Here is a 15914-nt window from a genome sequence, read left to right as displayed (position 1 = left end):
TAGTCTGATCGGCCCAGGAAAGCAGGAGTTTCATGCCACACCCGTCGCAGGCGCCGAAGCAGCCGCCGCGCAAATCGTCCAAGATCGTTCCGCTGGCGGTCCTCGGCGTCCTCTCGGTGATGGTCGTGGGTTATTGCGCGGCGGTCGACGACGACGAGGAGGTCACGGCCGACTGCGTCCTGCTGGGCAGCCCGACCGGCGGCGGCGACTTCCCCACCACACCGACCCCCACCCCGACCGCCACCCCGACCGCCACCGACTCCCCGACCCCGACCAACAGCCCCACGGCCACGAGCACTTCCTCCGACGGCTCCTACCAGGTCGTGGACGACTCCTTCTGCGACGACGACAGCCGCTCCTCCTCCACCGGCGGCCACCACTACGGCGGCTCCCACGGCGCCTACGTCTGGTACTACGGCGGCCACCGCGTCGGCACCCGCGTACGCGGCGGCACCACGCTCAAGCCCTCCGACGTCAACATCAGCAGCAGGAGCGGCAAGTCGATCCAGCGCGGCGGCTTCGGCCGCGGCTGGAGCGGCGGGAGCTGAGCCATGCGCCGCGAGCACGCCGCTCCCAGGGACGGCTGGGAGAAGACCATCGAAGGCCAGGGCCTGGCCTACCACCGCGCCGCCCACCCGGCCGGGCTGAGCCGCCCCTACTGGGACGAGTCCGTCCACTACGTCTTCTCCATGGACGAGGTCGAAGAGCTCGAACGCCAGGTGGAAGAGCTGCATGAGATGTGCCTGCACGCCGCCGCGCACGTGGTGGAGACCGGCCGCTTCGCCGACTTCGCGATCCCTGAATGGGCGTGGGAGGACGTCGCCCGATCATGGGAGCGCCGCGACGACCACCTGTACGCCCGCTTCGACCTGCGCTACGACGGCACGGGCCCGGCCAAGCTGCTGGAGTACAACGCCGACACCCCCACGTCGCTGGTGGAGTCGTCGGTCGTGCAGTGGTTCTGGCTGCAGGACGTCTTCCCCGGCGACGACCAGTGGAACTCGGTGCACGAGCGGCTCATCGACCGCTGGCGGGAGCTGCGCCTGCCGTCCGGCCCCGCCCACTTCGCCTTCACCAGCGCCGACGAGACCGGCGAAGAGGCCATGACCGTGGCCTACCTCCAGGAGACCGCCGAGCAGGCGGGCCTCGCGACCGTGGCCGTCGCCATGGAGGACATCGGCTGGGACGCGCTCAACCGCACGTTCGTGGACACCGAGGGCCGCGTCATGCGCTCGGTGTTCAAGCTGTACCCGTGGGAGTGGATGCTGTCCGACGAGTTCGGACGGCACGCCGTACGCCACGCCACCTGGATCGAGCCGCTGTGGAAGGTGCTGCTGTCGAACAAGGCGCTGCTCGCCGTGCTCTGGGAGCTCAATCCCGGCCATCCCAACCTGCTGCCCGCCTACCTCGACGGGCCCCGCGACCTGACCTCGTTCATCAGCAAGCCGCTGCTCGGCAGGGAGGGCGCCTCGATGCGCATCGTCACCCCTGAGGGCGTCCAGGAGACGCCCGGCCAGTACGGCCGCGAGGGCTACGTCCACCAGGGCTTCGAGGCGCTGCCCGTCTTCGAGGGCCAGCGGCCGGTGCTCGGCGCCTGGATGGTCGCCGACGAGGCGGCCGGCCTGGGCATCAGGGAGACGACCGGCTACATCACCGACGACACCTCCTCCTTCGTCCCGCACCGCATCCAGTCCTGAACCCGTACCCACCCGTTTCGAATGGATCTGCCGTGACCCTCTTTGAGACCCTCGCCCGCGGCTCGGGCGCCATCGCCGCGTACGCCGCCGTCGGCCTGATCCTGCTGATCATCGGCTTCTACGTGATCGACTGGGCCACGCCCGGCAAGCTGAGCGAGGTCATCCGCTCCGAGCGCAACCCCAACGCCACCCTGCTCGCCACCTCCGCCCTGGCCGCGATCGGCCTCATCGTGGCCGCCTCCATCTGGTCGGCCGGCGGCCGCCTGGGGGAGGGACTCGCGGGCACGGCGGTGTTCGGCCTGGTCGGCATCCTGGTCCAGACGCTCGCCATGCTGGTCTTCGACAAGGTGGCCGGCATCTCCGTCCGCGACCTCGTCAAGGAGCAGGAGCTGCAGCCCGGCGCCCGCCTGCTCGCGGTCACGCACGTCGCGATCGGCCTGATCACCGCGGTCGCGGTCATCTGAGCCGCGAACCCGTCGCGCTCCGAACCGCCGTTCCGGACATCCGGAGGGACCTGGCACTCTAGGAGGCGTGACAGACCGGACCCGGGAGGACACCACCCGCCGCCTTGAGCGCGCCATGGGCGCGCTCGGCACCGCGGCGATGGCCCGCATGGACGAGCAGCTGCCGTGGTTCCGCGCGCTCAGCGCGGAGGACCGCTCGTGGGTGGGACTGGTGGCCCAGGCCGGCATCGCCGCGTTCGTCGAGTGGTTCCAGCACGCCGGCGAGGGCCGGCTCACGCCCAGCATCGAGTTCTTCGGCACCGCGCCGCGCGAGCTCAAGCGCTCCATCTCGCTCCAGCAGACCGTCGACGTCGTCAGGGTCGTGGTCGAGGTGGTCGAGGCGCAGACCCACGAGCTGGCCGCCCCCGGCGGCGAGGACCAGCTCCAGCAGGCCATGCTGCGCTACACCCGCGACGTCGCCTTCGCCGCCGCCCAGGTCTACGCCCGCGAGGCCGAGGCCAGGGGCTCGTGGGACGCCAGGCTGGAGGCGCTGATCGTCGACGCGCTGGTCCGCGGCGAGGTGGACGACGGCCTGCACTCCTGGGCCGCCGCGCTCGGCTGGACCTCCTCCCCCGTGGTCGTCATCGCCGGCAACGCGCCCGACGACGACCCGCGCGCGGTCATCGACGGGCTGCGCGAGAAGGGCCGCCGCATCGGCATGGACCTGCTGGCCGGGGTCCAGGCCGACCGGCTGATCGTGATCGTGGGCGGCGCGAGCGACGCGAACCACGCGGCCAAGCAGGTCGTGGCCAGGTTCGGCGTCGGTCCCATCGTCATCGGGCCCGAGGTGCCCGACCTGCACGCCGCCGCCAGGTCCGCGCGGGCGGCGCTGGCCGGGCTCAAGGCGTCCTGCGGCTGGCCCGACGCGCCCCGCCCGGTGCACGCCGAGGACCTGCTGGCCGAACGTGCGCTCGACGGCGACGCCGACGCCAGGGAGCAGCTCATCGAGAGCGTCTACCTGCCGCTCGCGGGCACGCCGCTGCTCGACACGCTGGCGACGTACCTGGAGCAGGGCACCTCCCTGGAGGCGACGGCGCGGCTGCTGTTCGTGCACCCCAACACCGTGCGCTACCGCCTGAAGAAGATCACCGAGCTGACCGGCTACCAGCCGACGGAGGGCAGGTCCGCCTTCACCCTCCAGGTGGGTCTCATCCTCGGCAGGCTCTCGGAGAGCGCCGAAACGTGGCGAGCGCTAACGTAACGTCGCTGAAATCCCCACTGTGGGGAACCTACAAATCACCCCGGACAAAGTTCGTACGGATCTCCATCCGCGTGTCGAAGTTCTACAGGGCAAGGTGGTTTTTGTGCTTGTACTCGTCGCCCCGGGCCAAGGTGCCCAATCACCGGGCTTCCTGACTCCCTGGCTCGAGCTGCCCGGTCTGGCCGACAGACTCGGCGCCTGGTCCGACGTCGTCGAGCTCGACCTGATCGCCTACGGCACCACCGCCGGCGCCGACGAGATCCGCGACACCGCCGTGGCGCAGCCGCTCCTCGTGGCCGCCGCGCTGGCCGCCGCCGAGGCGCTCGGGGCGGCCCCCGACGTGCTGGCCGGCCACAGCGTCGGCGAGTTCGCCGCCGCCGCGCTCGCCGGGGTGCTCACCCCGGAGCAGGCGCTCGGCCTCGTCCGCGAGCGCGCCCAGGCCATGGCCAGGGCGGCCGCCACCACCGAGACCGGCATGACCGCGGTGCTCGGCGGCGTCGAGGAGGACGTGCTCGCGGCCATCGAGAAGCACGGCCTGACCCCGGCCAACATCAACGGCGCCGGCCAGATCGTCGCGGGCGGCACGCTCGAGCAGCTCGCCGCGTTCAAGGACGACGCTCCCGCCCGTGCCAGGCTCATCCCGCTGAAGGTCGCGGGCGCCTTCCACACTCACCACATGGCCTCCGCGGTCGAGAGCCTGCGCGCGGCGGCCGCGGCCGTCGAGCCCGCCGACCCGTCGGTCACGCTGCTGTCCAACGCCGACGGCCAGGCGGTCGCGTCCGGGGCCGAGTTCCTGCAGCGGCTGATCAAGCAGGTGAGCAACCCCGTCAGGTGGGACTCCTGCATGGAGTCCATGGCCGCGCTCGGCGTGACCGACATGATCGAGCTGCTGCCCGGCGGCACGCTGACCGGGCTGGCCAAGCGCGGCCTGCGCGGCGTGCGCACCGCGGCGCTCAAGACCCCCGACGACCTCGACGCGGCCAGGGAGCTGATCCAGTGAAGATCCCCGACATCGTTCCCGGCGCGAAGGTGCTGGCGCTCGGCCATTACCAGCCCGCCAACGTCGTCACCAACGACGACCTCGCCAAGACCATGGAGACCAACGACGAGTGGATCCAGTCGCGGGTCGGCATCAAGGAGCGCAGGGTCGCCCCGGCCGGCGAGTCCGTCGAGGACATGGCGACCATCGCCGGCGGCAAGGCCATGGCGGCCTGCGGCATGTCGCCCGACGACATCGACCTCGTCATCGTGGCCAGCTGCACGCTGGAGACCCAGATCCCCAACGCCTCCGCGGTCGTCGCCCACCGCCTGGGCGTCCACGCCCCCGGCGCGTTCGACGTCAACGCCGCCTGCGCCGGGTTCTGCTACGCGCTCGGCACCGCCAGCGCCGCCGTCCGTGCGGGCTCGGCCAAGAACGTGCTGGTCATCGGCGCCGAGAAGCTGTCGCAGTGGGTCGACTGGACCGACCGGTCCACGGCCGTGATCTTCGCCGACGGTGCCGGCGCGGCGGTCGTCGGCCCGTCCGACACTCCCGGCATCGGCCCTGTCGTGTGGGGCAGCGCCGGTGACAAGTCCGACGCCATCATCATCAAAGACCGCAACGACAGCCTCCACCAGGAGGGCCAGACGGTCTTCCGGTGGGCCACCACCGCCCTGCACCCGGTGGCGCTCGAGGCCTGCAGGCGCGCCGGCGTCGAGCCGTCTGAGCTCGCCGCGTTCGTGCCTCACCAGGCCAACCTGCGCATAGTCGAGTCGATCGCCCGTAAGCTGGGCGCCGACAACGCCGTCATCGCCCGCGACATCGTCCACGCCGGCAACACCTCGGCCGCCTCCATCCCGCTCGCGCTCTCGCGCATGCTGGAGCGTGGCGAGGTGCAGTCGGGTGGCCTGGCGCTGGTGCTCGGCTTCGGCGCGGGCCTGACGTACGCAGGACAGGTGATCGAGATCCCGTAGGGAGCTCGCCCACCCTTCCGTACTTGTGCGGCATCGCCCGCACAGAATCCAGAAAACCAAAGGAGAACTAGCGACATGGCTGCCACCGAGCAGGACATCCTCGAGGGCCTCGGCAAGATCATCAACGAGATCACCGGCATCCCGGCGTCCGAGGTGACCCCCGAGAAGAGCTTCGTGGACGACCTCGACATCGACTCCCTGTCCATGGTCGAGATCGCCGTGGCCGCCCAGGACGAGTTCGGCGTCGAGATCCCCGACGACCAGCTCAAGAACCTGAAGACGGTCAAGGACGTCCTCACCTTCATCCAGAACTGAGCGATCGATCACCGATCCGATCCATCCATGACTGATTCCAGCAAGGAGCGCGAAACGTGAGTGCGAACCGGGTACGTGTCGTCGTCACCGGGCTTGGCGCGACGACGCCCGTCGGTGGAGACGTCACCTCGACCTGGTCGGCGCTCCTCGCCGGTCAGTCGGGCGTCAAGACCCTGACCACGGACTGGATCGACACCGTCCCCGTGACGTTCGCGGGGACGGCGGCGGTCGATCCCGCCGAGGTGCTGCCGCGGCCCGAGGCCCGCCGCCTCGACCGCAGCGAGCAGTTCGCGCTGGTCGCCGCCCGGGAGGCCTGGCAGGACGCCGGCGCCCCCGAGGTGGCGCCCGAGCGGCTCGGCGTCGTGGTCTCCAGCGGCATCGGCGGCATCAACACCACGCTGTCGGCGTACGACACCTACCGCGAGCGCGGCTGGAACCGGCTGTCGCCGTTCACCGTGCCCATGCTCATGCCCAACGGCCCGGCCGCCTGGATCGGGCTCGACCTGGGCGCCATGGCGGGCGTGCACGCCACGGTGTCGGCCTGCGCGTCCGGCGCCGAGGCCATCGGCTACGCGATGGACATGATCAGGGCGGGCCGCGCCGACGTGGTCGTGGCCGGCGGCACCGAGGCCGCGATCCACGGCCTCAACATAGCCGCCTTCGCCGCCGCGCGGGCCATGTCCACCCGCAACGACGACCCCGAGGGCGCCTCCCGCCCGTGGGACCGCGACCGCGACGGCTTCGTGCTGGGCGAGGGCGCGGGCGTCGTCGTGCTGGAGTCGGAGGAGTACGCCAAGGCGCGCGGCGCGCGCATCTACGCGTACTGCGCGGGCGTCGGCTACTCCGCCGACGCGCACCACATCACGCAGCCGGAGCCCGAGGGCCGCGGCCAGATCATGGCGATGACGATGGCGCTCAACGACGCCGACATCACGGGTCTCGACGTCAAGCACGTCAACGCCCACGCCACCTCGACCCCCGCGGGCGACATCGGCGAGGTCCAGGCCGTGGCCAAGGCCATCGGCACCCACCCGCTCGTCACCTCCACCAAGTCCATGACCGGGCACCTGCTCGGCGGAGCCGGCGGCATCGAGTCCGTCTTCACCATCAAGGCTCTGCAGGAGCGGATCGTCCCGCGCACGATCAACATCGACGACCTCGACGACGGCATCGAGGTCGACCTCGTCCACGACGCGAACCGCGCGCTGCCTGACGGCGACATCGCCGCGGTCAACAACTCGTTCGGGTTCGGCGGCCACAACGTGACCGTCGTGTTTAAGGGGGCTTAAATGACCGTGCTCGACAACCGGGTGGTGAGCGAGGGCTCCGATCAGGAGCCCGCTGATCCCCGCGATCCCGTCGTCCGCCTGACCGCGCTGCTCGATGAGGGCTCGCTGCGGCTGATCACGCCCGAGGACAAGAGCGGCGCGCTGGCCGCGATGGGCCGCGTCGAAGGCGTCCCCGTCGTCGCGTTCTGCAGCGACGCCCGCGTCCAGGGCGGCGCCATGGGCGGCGAGGGATGCGAGCACATCGTCCACGCCTACGACGTCGCCGTCCGTGAGCGGGTGCCGGTCATCGGCATCTGGCACTCCGGCGGCGCGCGGCTCGCCGAAGGCGCCGAGTCGCTGCACGCGGTCGGCCGGGTCTTCGCCGCCATGACCAAGGCGTCCGGCATCGTGCCGCAGATCTCCGTGGTGGTCGGCCCCGCCGCCGGCGGCGCCGCCTACGGGCCCGCGCTCACCGACCTGGTCATTCTGGCCGACACCGGCCGCATCTTCGTCACCGGTCCCGACGTCGTGCGCAGCGTCACCGGCGAGGACGTCGACGCCGCCGCGCTCGGCGGGCCCGACCCGCACAGCAAGCGCAGCGGCGTGGCCCACATCGTCACCAAGTCCGAGACCGACGCCCTCGTCAAGGCGCGCCAGCTCGCGACGCTGCTCGGCCACCAGGGCCGCATGCGCACCGGCGAGATCGGCGAGGTCGACTTCTCGTCCCTGCTGCCCGACTCCGCCCGCCGCGCCTACGACGTCAAGCCGCTGGTCAACGGGCTGCTCGACGAGCCGGGCCTGGAGCTGCACCCCAAGTGGGCGCCCAACATCGTCACCTCGCTCGGCCGCATGGGCGGCCGCACGGTCGGTGTCATCGCCAACAACCCGATGCGTCTGGGCGGCTGCCTCGACGCCACGTCCGCCGAGAAGGCCGCCCGGTTCGTCCGTATGTGTGACGCCTTCGGGGTGCCGCTGGTTGTCCTGGTGGATGTCCCCGGTTACCTCCCGGGCGTCGGGCAGGAGCACGACGGCGTGGTCCGGCGCGGGGCCAAGCTGCTGCACGCCTTCGCCGAGGCGTCGGTGCCGCGGGTCACGCTGATCACCAGGAAGGCGTACGGCGGGGCGTACATCGCGATGAACTCCCGCGCGCTCGGCGCCACCAAGGTCTTCGCCTGGCCGACCACCGAGATCGGGGTCATGGGCGAGGTGGCCGCGGTGCGCGTGCTCAAGCGCCGCCAGCTGGCCGCCGTCCCCGAGGAGGAGCGGGCCGAGCTGGAGCTGCGCCTGGCCGAGGAGCACAAGCAGGAGTCCGGCGGGCTGGTCAGGGCTCAGGAGCTGGGTGTCGTCGATGAGGTGATCAAGCCGGACGAGACGCGCGGCGCGATCGCCAAGGTGCTGTCCCAGGCCACCCCGGCCAGGGGCGCCCACGGCAACATCCCGCTGTAACACGCGACCTCACGGCAGAGGCCCCGCACCGGAATCGGTGCGGGGCCTCTGCCGTGTCTTCTGGCGCCCTTCACGGGTCTCGGGCGCTCGTCACCAGCAGGTCGGGCGTCTCACGGGCTCATACGGCCGGTCGGGGCGTCTCCCTCACGGCCCGGTGCTCACGGCAGGGTGCGCGCGGCCGGGTGCTCGCTCTCGGGGTCAGACGGCCGCGTGCAGCCACCTGACCGGGGCGCCGTCGCCGGCGTACCGGAACGGCTCCAGCTCCTCGTCCCACGGCCGGCCCAGCATCTTGTCCAGCTCGTCCTCAAGCACGCACCGGCCCTGCGCGGCCATCATCATCGCCGAGCGCAGCCGGTCCTCAGGGATCATGATGTCGCCGTTGACGCCGATCACGGCCGTGAAGGGGCCGAGCGTCGGCGTGTAGGCATGGCGGGAGCCGTCGACACCGGGTGAGGCGTCCTCCGTGATCTCGAACCTGAGGCGCTGCCAGCCCATGAGGGAGGAGGCGATGGCCGCCGCGATGCCCGGCCGGCCCTCCCACTCCGCCTGGGCCCGCACGACGTTGGGCGCGGCGGGTTGCGGAGTCCACGTCAGGTCTACGGGCACGCCAAGGACACCCGCGACTGCCCATTCGATGTGAGGGCACAGCGCGGGCTGAGCCGAGTGGACGTAAAGGACGCCACGAGCAGACACCGGACCTCCCGTTCGGTACGAGGTGCGCCTTCCCCAACGGCCTCGTCCCGGGATGATCACAAGTGACTAGGGAGAGACTACCGTCGGTCGCTATCCGGCACCAGAGGGGGGCCATACCAAGTTGGTGCGCGAGTGGCGGGTGACAGGTCGTCTCCGCAGGAAACATACCCGCTCATGGAAATCCAATCAGTCGGGGAGGCGTTCGTCCGCCCGCGCCAGGTGCTGACCGACCGGACGGCGCTGTCGGCCGCGCGGCGCTGGACGCAGGCGGTCTCGGAGGCGGACGGCGTCTGCGTGCTCCATCTGGCCGACGGCGTCGATCCGTGCGAGCTGACCGCCGAGTTGCGCGCGCAGGGCCTGCGGGCCTCCCCCAACCACGTCTTCCGCGGCCAGCCGCTGTTCTTCGGCGGCCCGGCCTCACGACCCTTTCCCACGCCGCCGATCGGCGTCAAGAGCCACAGATCCCGCTCCGACGTGGTCGTGGGCCTGCTCGACACCGGCGTGTCCAAGCACCCCTGGTGGTCGGGCAGCGAATGGTACGCCCGCCTCGGCCCTCAGGAGGCCGACGCCGTGGAGGGCGAGCAGGCGGGGCACGGCACGTTCATCGCGGGTCTGCTCACCCGCCGCGCCCCGGGCGTGTCGCTGCGTGTGGAGCGGGTGCTCGGCGCCGACGGCGTGACCGACGAGGCGACCGTCGTCCGCGCCCTGCACCGCATGCGCGAACGTCCCCCGCACGTGCTGAACCTCTCCTTCGGCGGCCACACCTTCGACGACCGGCCGCCGCCCCTGCTGTCCGACGCCATCGGCGCGCTGGGCGCCACGTCCACGGCGACGGTGACCGTGGCGTGCGCCGGCAACACCGCGTCCGACCGGCCGTTCTGGCCCGCGGCGCTGCCCTTCGTGGTCGGCGTGGCGGCCGTGGACGCCTCCCAGCAGTGCCGAGCCCCCTACTCGGGCTACGGCACCTGGGTCGACGCCTGCGCCCGAGGCGACTGGCTGACCAGCAGCTATCTCGACGTGGGCGAGTTCGGCGGGTACGCGGCGTGGAGCGGCACGTCGTTCGCCACCGCGCTGGTGGCCGGCGCCATCGCCGACGCGGCCAGGGACGAGCCCGCCAGGCAGTGGATCGACCGGCTGCTCGACTCCGAGGAGACGCCGCAAATTCAGGATCTGGGGGTCCTCTTCCCGGCGAGTCTGTAGAGTTTACGCTCAGTCCCCGGACCATCACGGGGAGGCATGATCGCCTCCCCTGGCCGGGCGGAAGGAGGCCGTATGCGTGATCTGCGTGATCCAGCGGAGCTGCTCACGGCCGCTGCCAAGGGCGACCGGGCGGCATGGGACGAGCTCGAAGCGAGGTTCGGGCCGCGCATGTGGGCGGTGGCCAGGGCCTGCGGCCTGAGCACCGTCGACGCGGCCGACGCGGTCCAGGGCGCCTGGCTCCGCCTGCTGCAACACCTCACCGACATCAGAGACCCGGCGAGCGTGGGCGGCTGGCTCGTGACGACGGTGCGTCGCGAGGCCCTGCTCATGCAGCGCAAGGACCCGCCCCTCGTCTCCGCCACCGAGCCGGTCGGCGAGCCCGACCCGGCCGCCGCCGTCCTGGAGGCCGACGGGCGGCGCCGGCTCTGGCAGACGGTCTCCACGCTCGACGAACCCTGCCGCTCGATCCTCGAACTCGTCGCGAACGAGGCCGGCAACCAGCAGGTGGCATCGCGGCTCGGGCTGCCCGCCGGCAGCGTCGGCCCGACGAAGGCACGCTGCCTGGAGAAACTGCGCACTCTGCTCTCACTACAGGAGACAGCGCAATGATCAACGACGAATACTTCCTGGCGGCCCTCCGGCTGGGCGCCGGGAACGACCCGATCCCGGGTCACGTGTCCGCCGCCGCACGTGACGCCTATCGGCTTCGGGTGCCGATGGCGGTGACCGCCGCCGCCCACGCCGAGTCCGCCACGATCCGCAGCGTGCGCGACGACGACAGCTCGCATCTGGTCAGGTTCATCGCCGCCGGCCTCACGTTCGACCTGGAGGTGACGGAGGGCGACGGGCTCATCGACGTCGCCGGCCACATCTCCCCCTACCCTGGCGAGGGCGCCCTCGTCGACGTGCGGTCCCCGCATCTGACGCTGACCAGGCGCATCGCCCCCACCGGCCACTTCGTCGCCACGGGGCTGCCGCCCGGCTGGCTGAGCGTGGTGTGCCACCGGCCGGGCCACGCACCCGTACAGACCACGTGGGTGCGCATCCGCCCCTGACCCGCCAATGACCCGGCCGGGAGAGCCGCGCAATTCTCCCGGCCGTCTTCTCCTCCGAGGCCGGCCATGAGCGCATCATCGGACCCCCACGACCTCCATCCGGACCTTCATCCGCTCGTCAGAGCGGCCGAGGCCGCCATGATGCGTTCCCTGATCGACCCCGAGCACGCTCTGCGGGCCTCCCGTGCCGTCCGGGAGGCCGCGCGGCGCGACGGGTGCCGTGAGGCCGAGGCCGTCGCACTGCGCTCGATGGCGCTGGCCGCTCGCGAGCTGGGCGACCTCGAAGGCGCCGAGCACCACCTGCGGGCGGCCATCGCCATGACCGACATCCCGCCGGAGCGCGTGGCGCAGGCCAGGCTGTCGCTGGTCACCGTACGCACCGAGCGCGGCCACCCGCTGCAGGCGCTGCGCGTGGCGGCCCTCGCCTGGGCCTACCTGTCGCCGCTCGACCAGGCCAAGCTCGACACGCAGCGCGCGGTGGCGCTGGCGCGGCTCGGCCGGCTCCAGGAGGCCATCGCGTCCTGCGACCGGGCGCTGCGGGCGCTGGTGAGGGCGCCCGGCACGCTCGACGACCGCAGGTTCCTGGCCGGCGGGCTGCTCAACCGGGGGCTCATCCACTCCTGCCGGGGCGACTGGGACGCCGCCCTGCGCGACCTCACGGCCTGCCTGGAGATCGCCAAGCATGCCGGGCTGCGGCACCTGGAGCGGCTGTCGGCCGCCAACCTGCCGTTTCTCTCCGTACGCAGGGGCGATCTCGGCGCCGCCTTCAAGCACTACCACGAGGCCGAGGACGCCCTGTTCGGCTATCCCGAACGGCTGGCCACGATGCGGGCCGACTTCGCCGGCGCGCTGCTGGCCGCCCACCAGCCGGGCGAGGCCAGGGCGATGCTGAGCCTGGCCGTGCCCGACCTGGAGGCGTCGGGGGCGCGGGTCGCGCTGGCCGAGGCGCGGCTGAAGCTGGCCCAGGTCGAGCTGCTCACCGGCGATCCCACCAGGGCCTGGCAGGTGGCCGAGCAGGCGGCGGCCGAGCTGTCGGAGCAGCAGCGCATGTCGTGGCTGCCGCTGGCCAGGGAGGTCGTGCTGCGCTCGCGGCTGGCGCTCGGGCCCGTCACGCGCGAGCTGGTGGGCGAGCTGGCCGAGTGCGCCCGCGAGCTGGAGGAGTGCGACGAGCACGGCGCGGGGGCGGCGGCGCTGCGGCTGGTCGCGGCCGAGGCGGCGCTCGCCGTGGACGACCGCGGCACGGCCATGGCACAGCTCGCCCGGCTCACCCGCAACGCCGGGCCTCAGGAGCGGCGGCCGCCCGCGGGCACCCGGCTCACCCGCCTCGCCTCCGAGCCGCAGGCCAGGCAGCTCGCCCGTACGTCGCCGATCCCGGTGCCGGTGCGCCAGCACGCGCTCGCCCTCAGGTCGGCGCTGCAGGAGGACCTCGCGGGGGCCTTCGCCGCCGTACGCGACGGGCTGGCCGAGGTGAGCGGGTGCGTCGAAGGGCTGGAGGACCCGTCGCTGCGGGCCCACGCGGCGAGGGCGGGTGAGCGGCTGGCGGCGTTCGGGCTTGAGCTGGCCGTACGCGACGGGAGCGCGGGGGCGGTGTTCGAGTGGGCCGAGCGGTGGCGGGCCGTCGCCGCGCCCGCCCACGCGTGCGCGCTCGTGGACCCCGACCGGGTGCGGGCCGAGCTGGGGCGGGGCGCGCTGGTCGAATACGTGGCCGACCGCGACACGCTGCTCGCCGTCCTCATCACCGGTGAGCGCCTGCTGCTGCGGCGCATCGGTGACCTGCGGCAGGTCAGCGAGGCGATCCTGCGGCTGCGGTACGCGCTGCGCCGGCCCGCGCAGCGGCACGACGCCGAGGCGGCCGCCGTCGCGCTCGAAGAGCTGGTCCTGCGGCCTCTGGCTCCGGCGATCGGTGACCGGCCGCTGGTGGTGGTGCCGGTGGCCGGCCTGCACACGCTGCCCTGGGGCGCGCTGCCCGGCCTGCGCGAGCGGCCGGTGAGCGTGGCCGCCGGGGCGGCGGCGTGGCTGCGGGCCCGCACGTCCGCCCGTCGTGCCGGCGTCCCGCCCACGCTGGTCGCCGCGGCCGGGCCCGCGCTTTCGCACGCGCACGCCGAGGTGGAGCACGTCGTACGCTGCCATCCCGGCGGGCGCTCGGTCCCCGGGCGGGTGGGGCCGGTGATGGAGGCGCTGGCCACGGCCGACGTCGTGCACCTGGCGGCGCACGGGGTGTTCCACTCGCGCAGTCCGCTGGTGTCCGGCATCACGCTGGAGGACGGGGCGCTCATGGCGTACGACCTGCTGGATCTGCCCCGTACGGCGGGGCTGGTGGTGCTGTCGGCGTGCAACTCGGGGATGTCGCGCACGCCCATGGAAGGGGCGCCGCTCGGGCTGTCCGGGACGTTCCTGTCCAAGGGCACGTCGTGCGTGATCGCCGGCATGCTGCCGGTAGGCGACGAGTCGGCGCGGGCCCTGATGAGCGCCTTTCACGAGCTGCTCACCGCCGGACAGGCTCCCGACGCGGCGCTGGCCTGCGCGGCGGCCAAGACAGGCGAGCTGGGCTTCACCTGCTTCGGCGCCGGCGACCTGCCCGTCTACTGAGCCGCACGGCCCCGACTCTCGGTCAGCCGGTGGCGATCGGGCGGGCGGGGTCGGTGACCCAGTCGGACCAGGAGCCGACGTAGAGGGCGGCGGGCAGGCCCGCCACCTCCAGGGCCAGCACCTCGTGTGCGGCCGTCACGCCCGAGCCGCAGTAGGCGCCCGTCTCTACGCCCTCGCCCACGCCCAGCGCGGCGAAGCGGGAGCGCAGGTCATCGGGGGCGAGGAAGCGGCCGTCGGGGGCGACGTTGCCGGTGGTGGGGGCGCTCACCGCGCCGGGGACGTGGCCGGCCACCGGGTCGACCGGCTCCACCTCGCCCCGGTAACGCTCGCCCGCGCGGGCGTCGAGCAGCACGCCGCGCCCGGCCAGCTCGCCCGCCTCGTCGGCCGACAGCACCGGCATGCCGCCCGGCCTCGCCGTGAAGTCGCCCTCGGCCGGGGCCGGCGCCTCCTTGGTGAGCGGGAAGCCGGCCGCGAGCCAGGCGGGCAGGCCGCCGTCGAGCACGCGTACGTCCTGGTGGCCGAAGTAGCGCAGTGTCCACCAGGCGCGGGCGGCGACCGTGGCGGCGGCGTCGTCGTACACGACCACCGGGCGGCCTGCGGAGACGCCGAGCCGGCGCATCGCGCTCTGGAACGCCGCCGCGCCGGGCAGCGGGTGGCGCCCGCCGGCGCCGGGCGGCGCGGCGAGGTCGGTGTCGAGGTCGCAGTAGACGGCGCCCTCGATGTGGCCCTCGCGGTAGGACTCGAGCCCGGGCGGCCCGCCGAGCCGCCAGCGTACGTCGAGCACGGTGACCTCGCCCTGCCTGACGAGCTCCGCGAGCGCGGCGGGGGTGATGAGCGGGCTGGTCACGGGCGTACCTCCAGGAGCGGGACGTGCTGCTCCGCCGAGGTCAGCGAGCCGTGGTAACCGGTGAACGCCGCCTCGACGGGATGTCTGCTGGGAGCGGTGATGGCGAGGTCGGTGCGGGGGACGGCCACGACGTCGCCGATGCGGGCCAGCCACGGCTCGCGTACGCGGGGGCCGAACCAGCCCGACTCGACGGCCTCCTGCCGCGACACCACCCAGGCCCGCTCGCCCAGCGTCTCCCGCCAGGCGTCGAGCACCTGCGCGGCGGCCCCCGGCCGTGCGTAGACGTGGCGCGCCCTGGCCTCGCCGCCCAGCATCGCCACCCCTTCCGTCAGCTCGGGGACGCTCTCCGCGTCGATCTTCTCGGTGGCGTTGATCATGCCGTGGTCGGCGGTGACGTAGAGGGCGGAGCCGGGCGGCAGGCCCTCGGCCAGGCGGCGGGCCATGTCGTCGACGATCTCCAGCTGGCGCAGCCACTCCTCGCCGCCCCAGCCCTGCAGGTGGCCCGCGGCGTCGAGGTCGCCGTAGTAGACGGTGACGTGGGACCGGCGGCGGGCCCGCAGCGCCTCGTGGACGCGGGCCACCCGGTCGTCCACGGTGGCGGCCGGGACGTAGCGGACTCCGCGGTAGACGGCCCTGGTCAGGCCGGTGCCCTCGAACTCGGCGGGGGCGACGTAGACGGGCTCGACGCCCGCGGCGGCGGCGCGCTCGTAGACGGTGGCCGCCGGCTGCCAGGTATCGGGGTCGATCGGCTCGCCGCCGGGGAAGGTCCAGCGCAGGCAGTTGAGCATGGCGCCGGTGCCGGGCACGGCGAGCAGCAGGCCGACCATGCCGTGCTCGCCCGGGGTCAGGCCGGTGCCGAGCGAGGTCAGGCTGGTGACGGTGGTGGCGGGGAAGCCGGCGGTGAGCCGTTTGGAGGTGCGATGTGCCGCCAGGAACGGGGCCCGCTCGGGGTGGGCGTCGAGCAGCTCGGCGCCGAGGCCGTCGACCAGGAACAGGCAGACGCGGTCGGCCGGGTCGAGGGCCAGCGGGTTGGGCTCGCGCATGCCGAGCGCGGCCAGCAGCGAACCTGGAAGGTCGGCCAGGGACGCGCCACCATATCCGGGCACCAGCATGCCCCTCAGTCTAGCCCCGCCCCGATCACCGACCC

Annotated in this window: 16 protein-coding genes; 13 read left to right on the top strand and 3 right to left on the bottom strand. The window is 73.0% G+C overall.

Annotated elements, in window-relative coordinates; translation table 11 throughout:
• The first annotated feature begins 32 nt into the window (after positions 1-32).
• The 9 genes from ABZW11_RS06145 to ABZW11_RS06105 all read left to right on the top strand — a co-directional run bounded on the left by ABZW11_RS06145 (position 33) and on the right by ABZW11_RS06105 (position 8383).
• Positions 33-548, top strand: coding sequence for a hypothetical protein (locus ABZW11_RS06145; protein WP_355413182.1), 516 nt, complete (start codon positions 33-35; stop codon positions 546-548).
• Positions 549-551: 3 nt separating this feature from the next.
• Positions 552-1697, top strand: coding sequence for a glutathionylspermidine synthase family protein (locus ABZW11_RS06140; protein ID WP_355413180.1), 1146 nt, complete (start codon positions 552-554; stop codon positions 1695-1697).
• A gap of 32 nt (positions 1698-1729) precedes the next feature.
• On the top strand, positions 1730-2161 hold the full coding sequence (locus ABZW11_RS06135) for a DUF350 domain-containing protein (protein WP_355413178.1): 432 nt from the start codon (positions 1730-1732) through the stop codon (positions 2159-2161).
• Positions 2162-2276: 115 nt separating this feature from the next.
• The gene (locus ABZW11_RS06130) at positions 2277-3401 is read left to right on the top strand and encodes a helix-turn-helix domain-containing protein (protein WP_355413536.1); all 1125 of its coding nucleotides are present in this window, start codon (positions 2277-2279) and stop codon (positions 3399-3401) included.
• Positions 3402-3504: 103 nt separating this feature from the next.
• Positions 3505-4401, top strand: coding sequence for an ACP S-malonyltransferase (locus ABZW11_RS06125; RefSeq protein ID WP_355413176.1), 897 nt, complete (start codon positions 3505-3507; stop codon positions 4399-4401).
• The gene (locus ABZW11_RS06120; RefSeq protein ID WP_355413174.1) at positions 4398-5354 is read left to right on the top strand and encodes a beta-ketoacyl-ACP synthase III; all 957 of its coding nucleotides are present in this window, start codon (positions 4398-4400) and stop codon (positions 5352-5354) included. The genes ABZW11_RS06125 and ABZW11_RS06120 overlap by 4 nt, the downstream gene beginning before the upstream one ends.
• Positions 5355-5429: 75 nt before the next feature.
• Positions 5430-5669 (top strand): acyl carrier protein, encoded by a 240-nt coding sequence (locus tag ABZW11_RS06115; RefSeq protein ID WP_043614464.1) that lies wholly within the window; start codon positions 5430-5432, stop codon positions 5667-5669.
• 56 nt (positions 5670-5725) lie between these two features.
• Positions 5726-6958 carry a beta-ketoacyl-ACP synthase II gene (gene fabF / locus ABZW11_RS06110; protein WP_355413172.1) on the top strand — a complete coding sequence of 411 codons (1233 nt, stop codon included), beginning with the start codon at positions 5726-5728 and terminating at the stop codon, positions 6956-6958.
• The gene (locus tag ABZW11_RS06105) at positions 6959-8383 is read left to right on the top strand and encodes a carboxyl transferase domain-containing protein (protein ID WP_355413170.1); all 1425 of its coding nucleotides are present in this window, start codon (positions 6959-6961) and stop codon (positions 8381-8383) included.
• A 198-nt stretch (positions 8384-8581) separates the two neighbouring features.
• On the opposite strand, the gene ABZW11_RS06100 is transcribed toward ABZW11_RS06105, so the two are convergent.
• Positions 8582-9076, bottom strand: a complete 495-nt coding sequence (locus ABZW11_RS06100) for a DUF3145 domain-containing protein (RefSeq protein WP_355413168.1) — start codon at positions 9074-9076, stop codon at positions 8582-8584.
• A 174-nt stretch (positions 9077-9250) separates the two neighbouring features.
• On the opposite strand from ABZW11_RS06100, the gene ABZW11_RS06095 reads away from it, so the two are divergent.
• From ABZW11_RS06095 to ABZW11_RS06080, 4 genes are all read left to right on the top strand, one after another.
• Positions 9251-10276, top strand: a complete 1026-nt coding sequence (locus ABZW11_RS06095; RefSeq protein WP_355413166.1) for a S8/S53 family peptidase — start codon at positions 9251-9253, stop codon at positions 10274-10276.
• A gap of 72 nt (positions 10277-10348) precedes the next feature.
• On the top strand, positions 10349-10885 hold the full coding sequence (locus ABZW11_RS06090; protein ID WP_355413164.1) for a sigma-70 family RNA polymerase sigma factor: 537 nt from the start codon (positions 10349-10351) through the stop codon (positions 10883-10885).
• Complete coding sequence (locus ABZW11_RS06085; protein ID WP_355413162.1) at positions 10882-11331, top strand: hypothetical protein; 450 nt, start codon at positions 10882-10884, stop codon at positions 11329-11331. Before ABZW11_RS06090 ends, ABZW11_RS06085 begins: the two co-directional genes overlap by 4 nt.
• Positions 11332-11397: 66 nt before the next feature.
• Positions 11398-13920 carry a CHAT domain-containing tetratricopeptide repeat protein gene (locus tag ABZW11_RS06080; protein ID WP_355413160.1) on the top strand — a complete coding sequence of 841 codons (2523 nt, stop codon included), beginning with the start codon at positions 11398-11400 and terminating at the stop codon, positions 13918-13920.
• 22 nt (positions 13921-13942) lie between these two features.
• On the opposite strand, the gene ABZW11_RS06075 is transcribed toward ABZW11_RS06080, so the two are convergent.
• Both ABZW11_RS06075 and ABZW11_RS06070 read right to left on the bottom strand, forming a co-directional pair.
• Positions 13943-14767 carry a sulfurtransferase gene (locus tag ABZW11_RS06075; RefSeq protein ID WP_355413157.1) on the bottom strand — a complete coding sequence of 275 codons (825 nt, stop codon included), beginning with the start codon at positions 14765-14767 and terminating at the stop codon, positions 13943-13945.
• Positions 14764-15879 carry a nucleotide pyrophosphatase/phosphodiesterase family protein gene (locus ABZW11_RS06070; protein ID WP_355413155.1) on the bottom strand — a complete coding sequence of 372 codons (1116 nt, stop codon included), beginning with the start codon at positions 15877-15879 and terminating at the stop codon, positions 14764-14766. The genes ABZW11_RS06075 and ABZW11_RS06070 overlap by 4 nt, the downstream gene beginning before the upstream one ends.
• Between the last annotated feature and the right edge of the window lie 35 nt (positions 15880-15914).

This window comes from Nonomuraea sp. NPDC004580, from assembly GCF_040609855.1.
Taxonomy (GTDB): domain Bacteria; phylum Actinomycetota; class Actinomycetes; order Streptosporangiales; family Streptosporangiaceae; genus Nonomuraea; species Nonomuraea salmonea.
The sequence above is the reverse complement of the archived record's forward strand: the minus strand, read 5'-3'. Positions and strand labels throughout refer to the sequence as shown.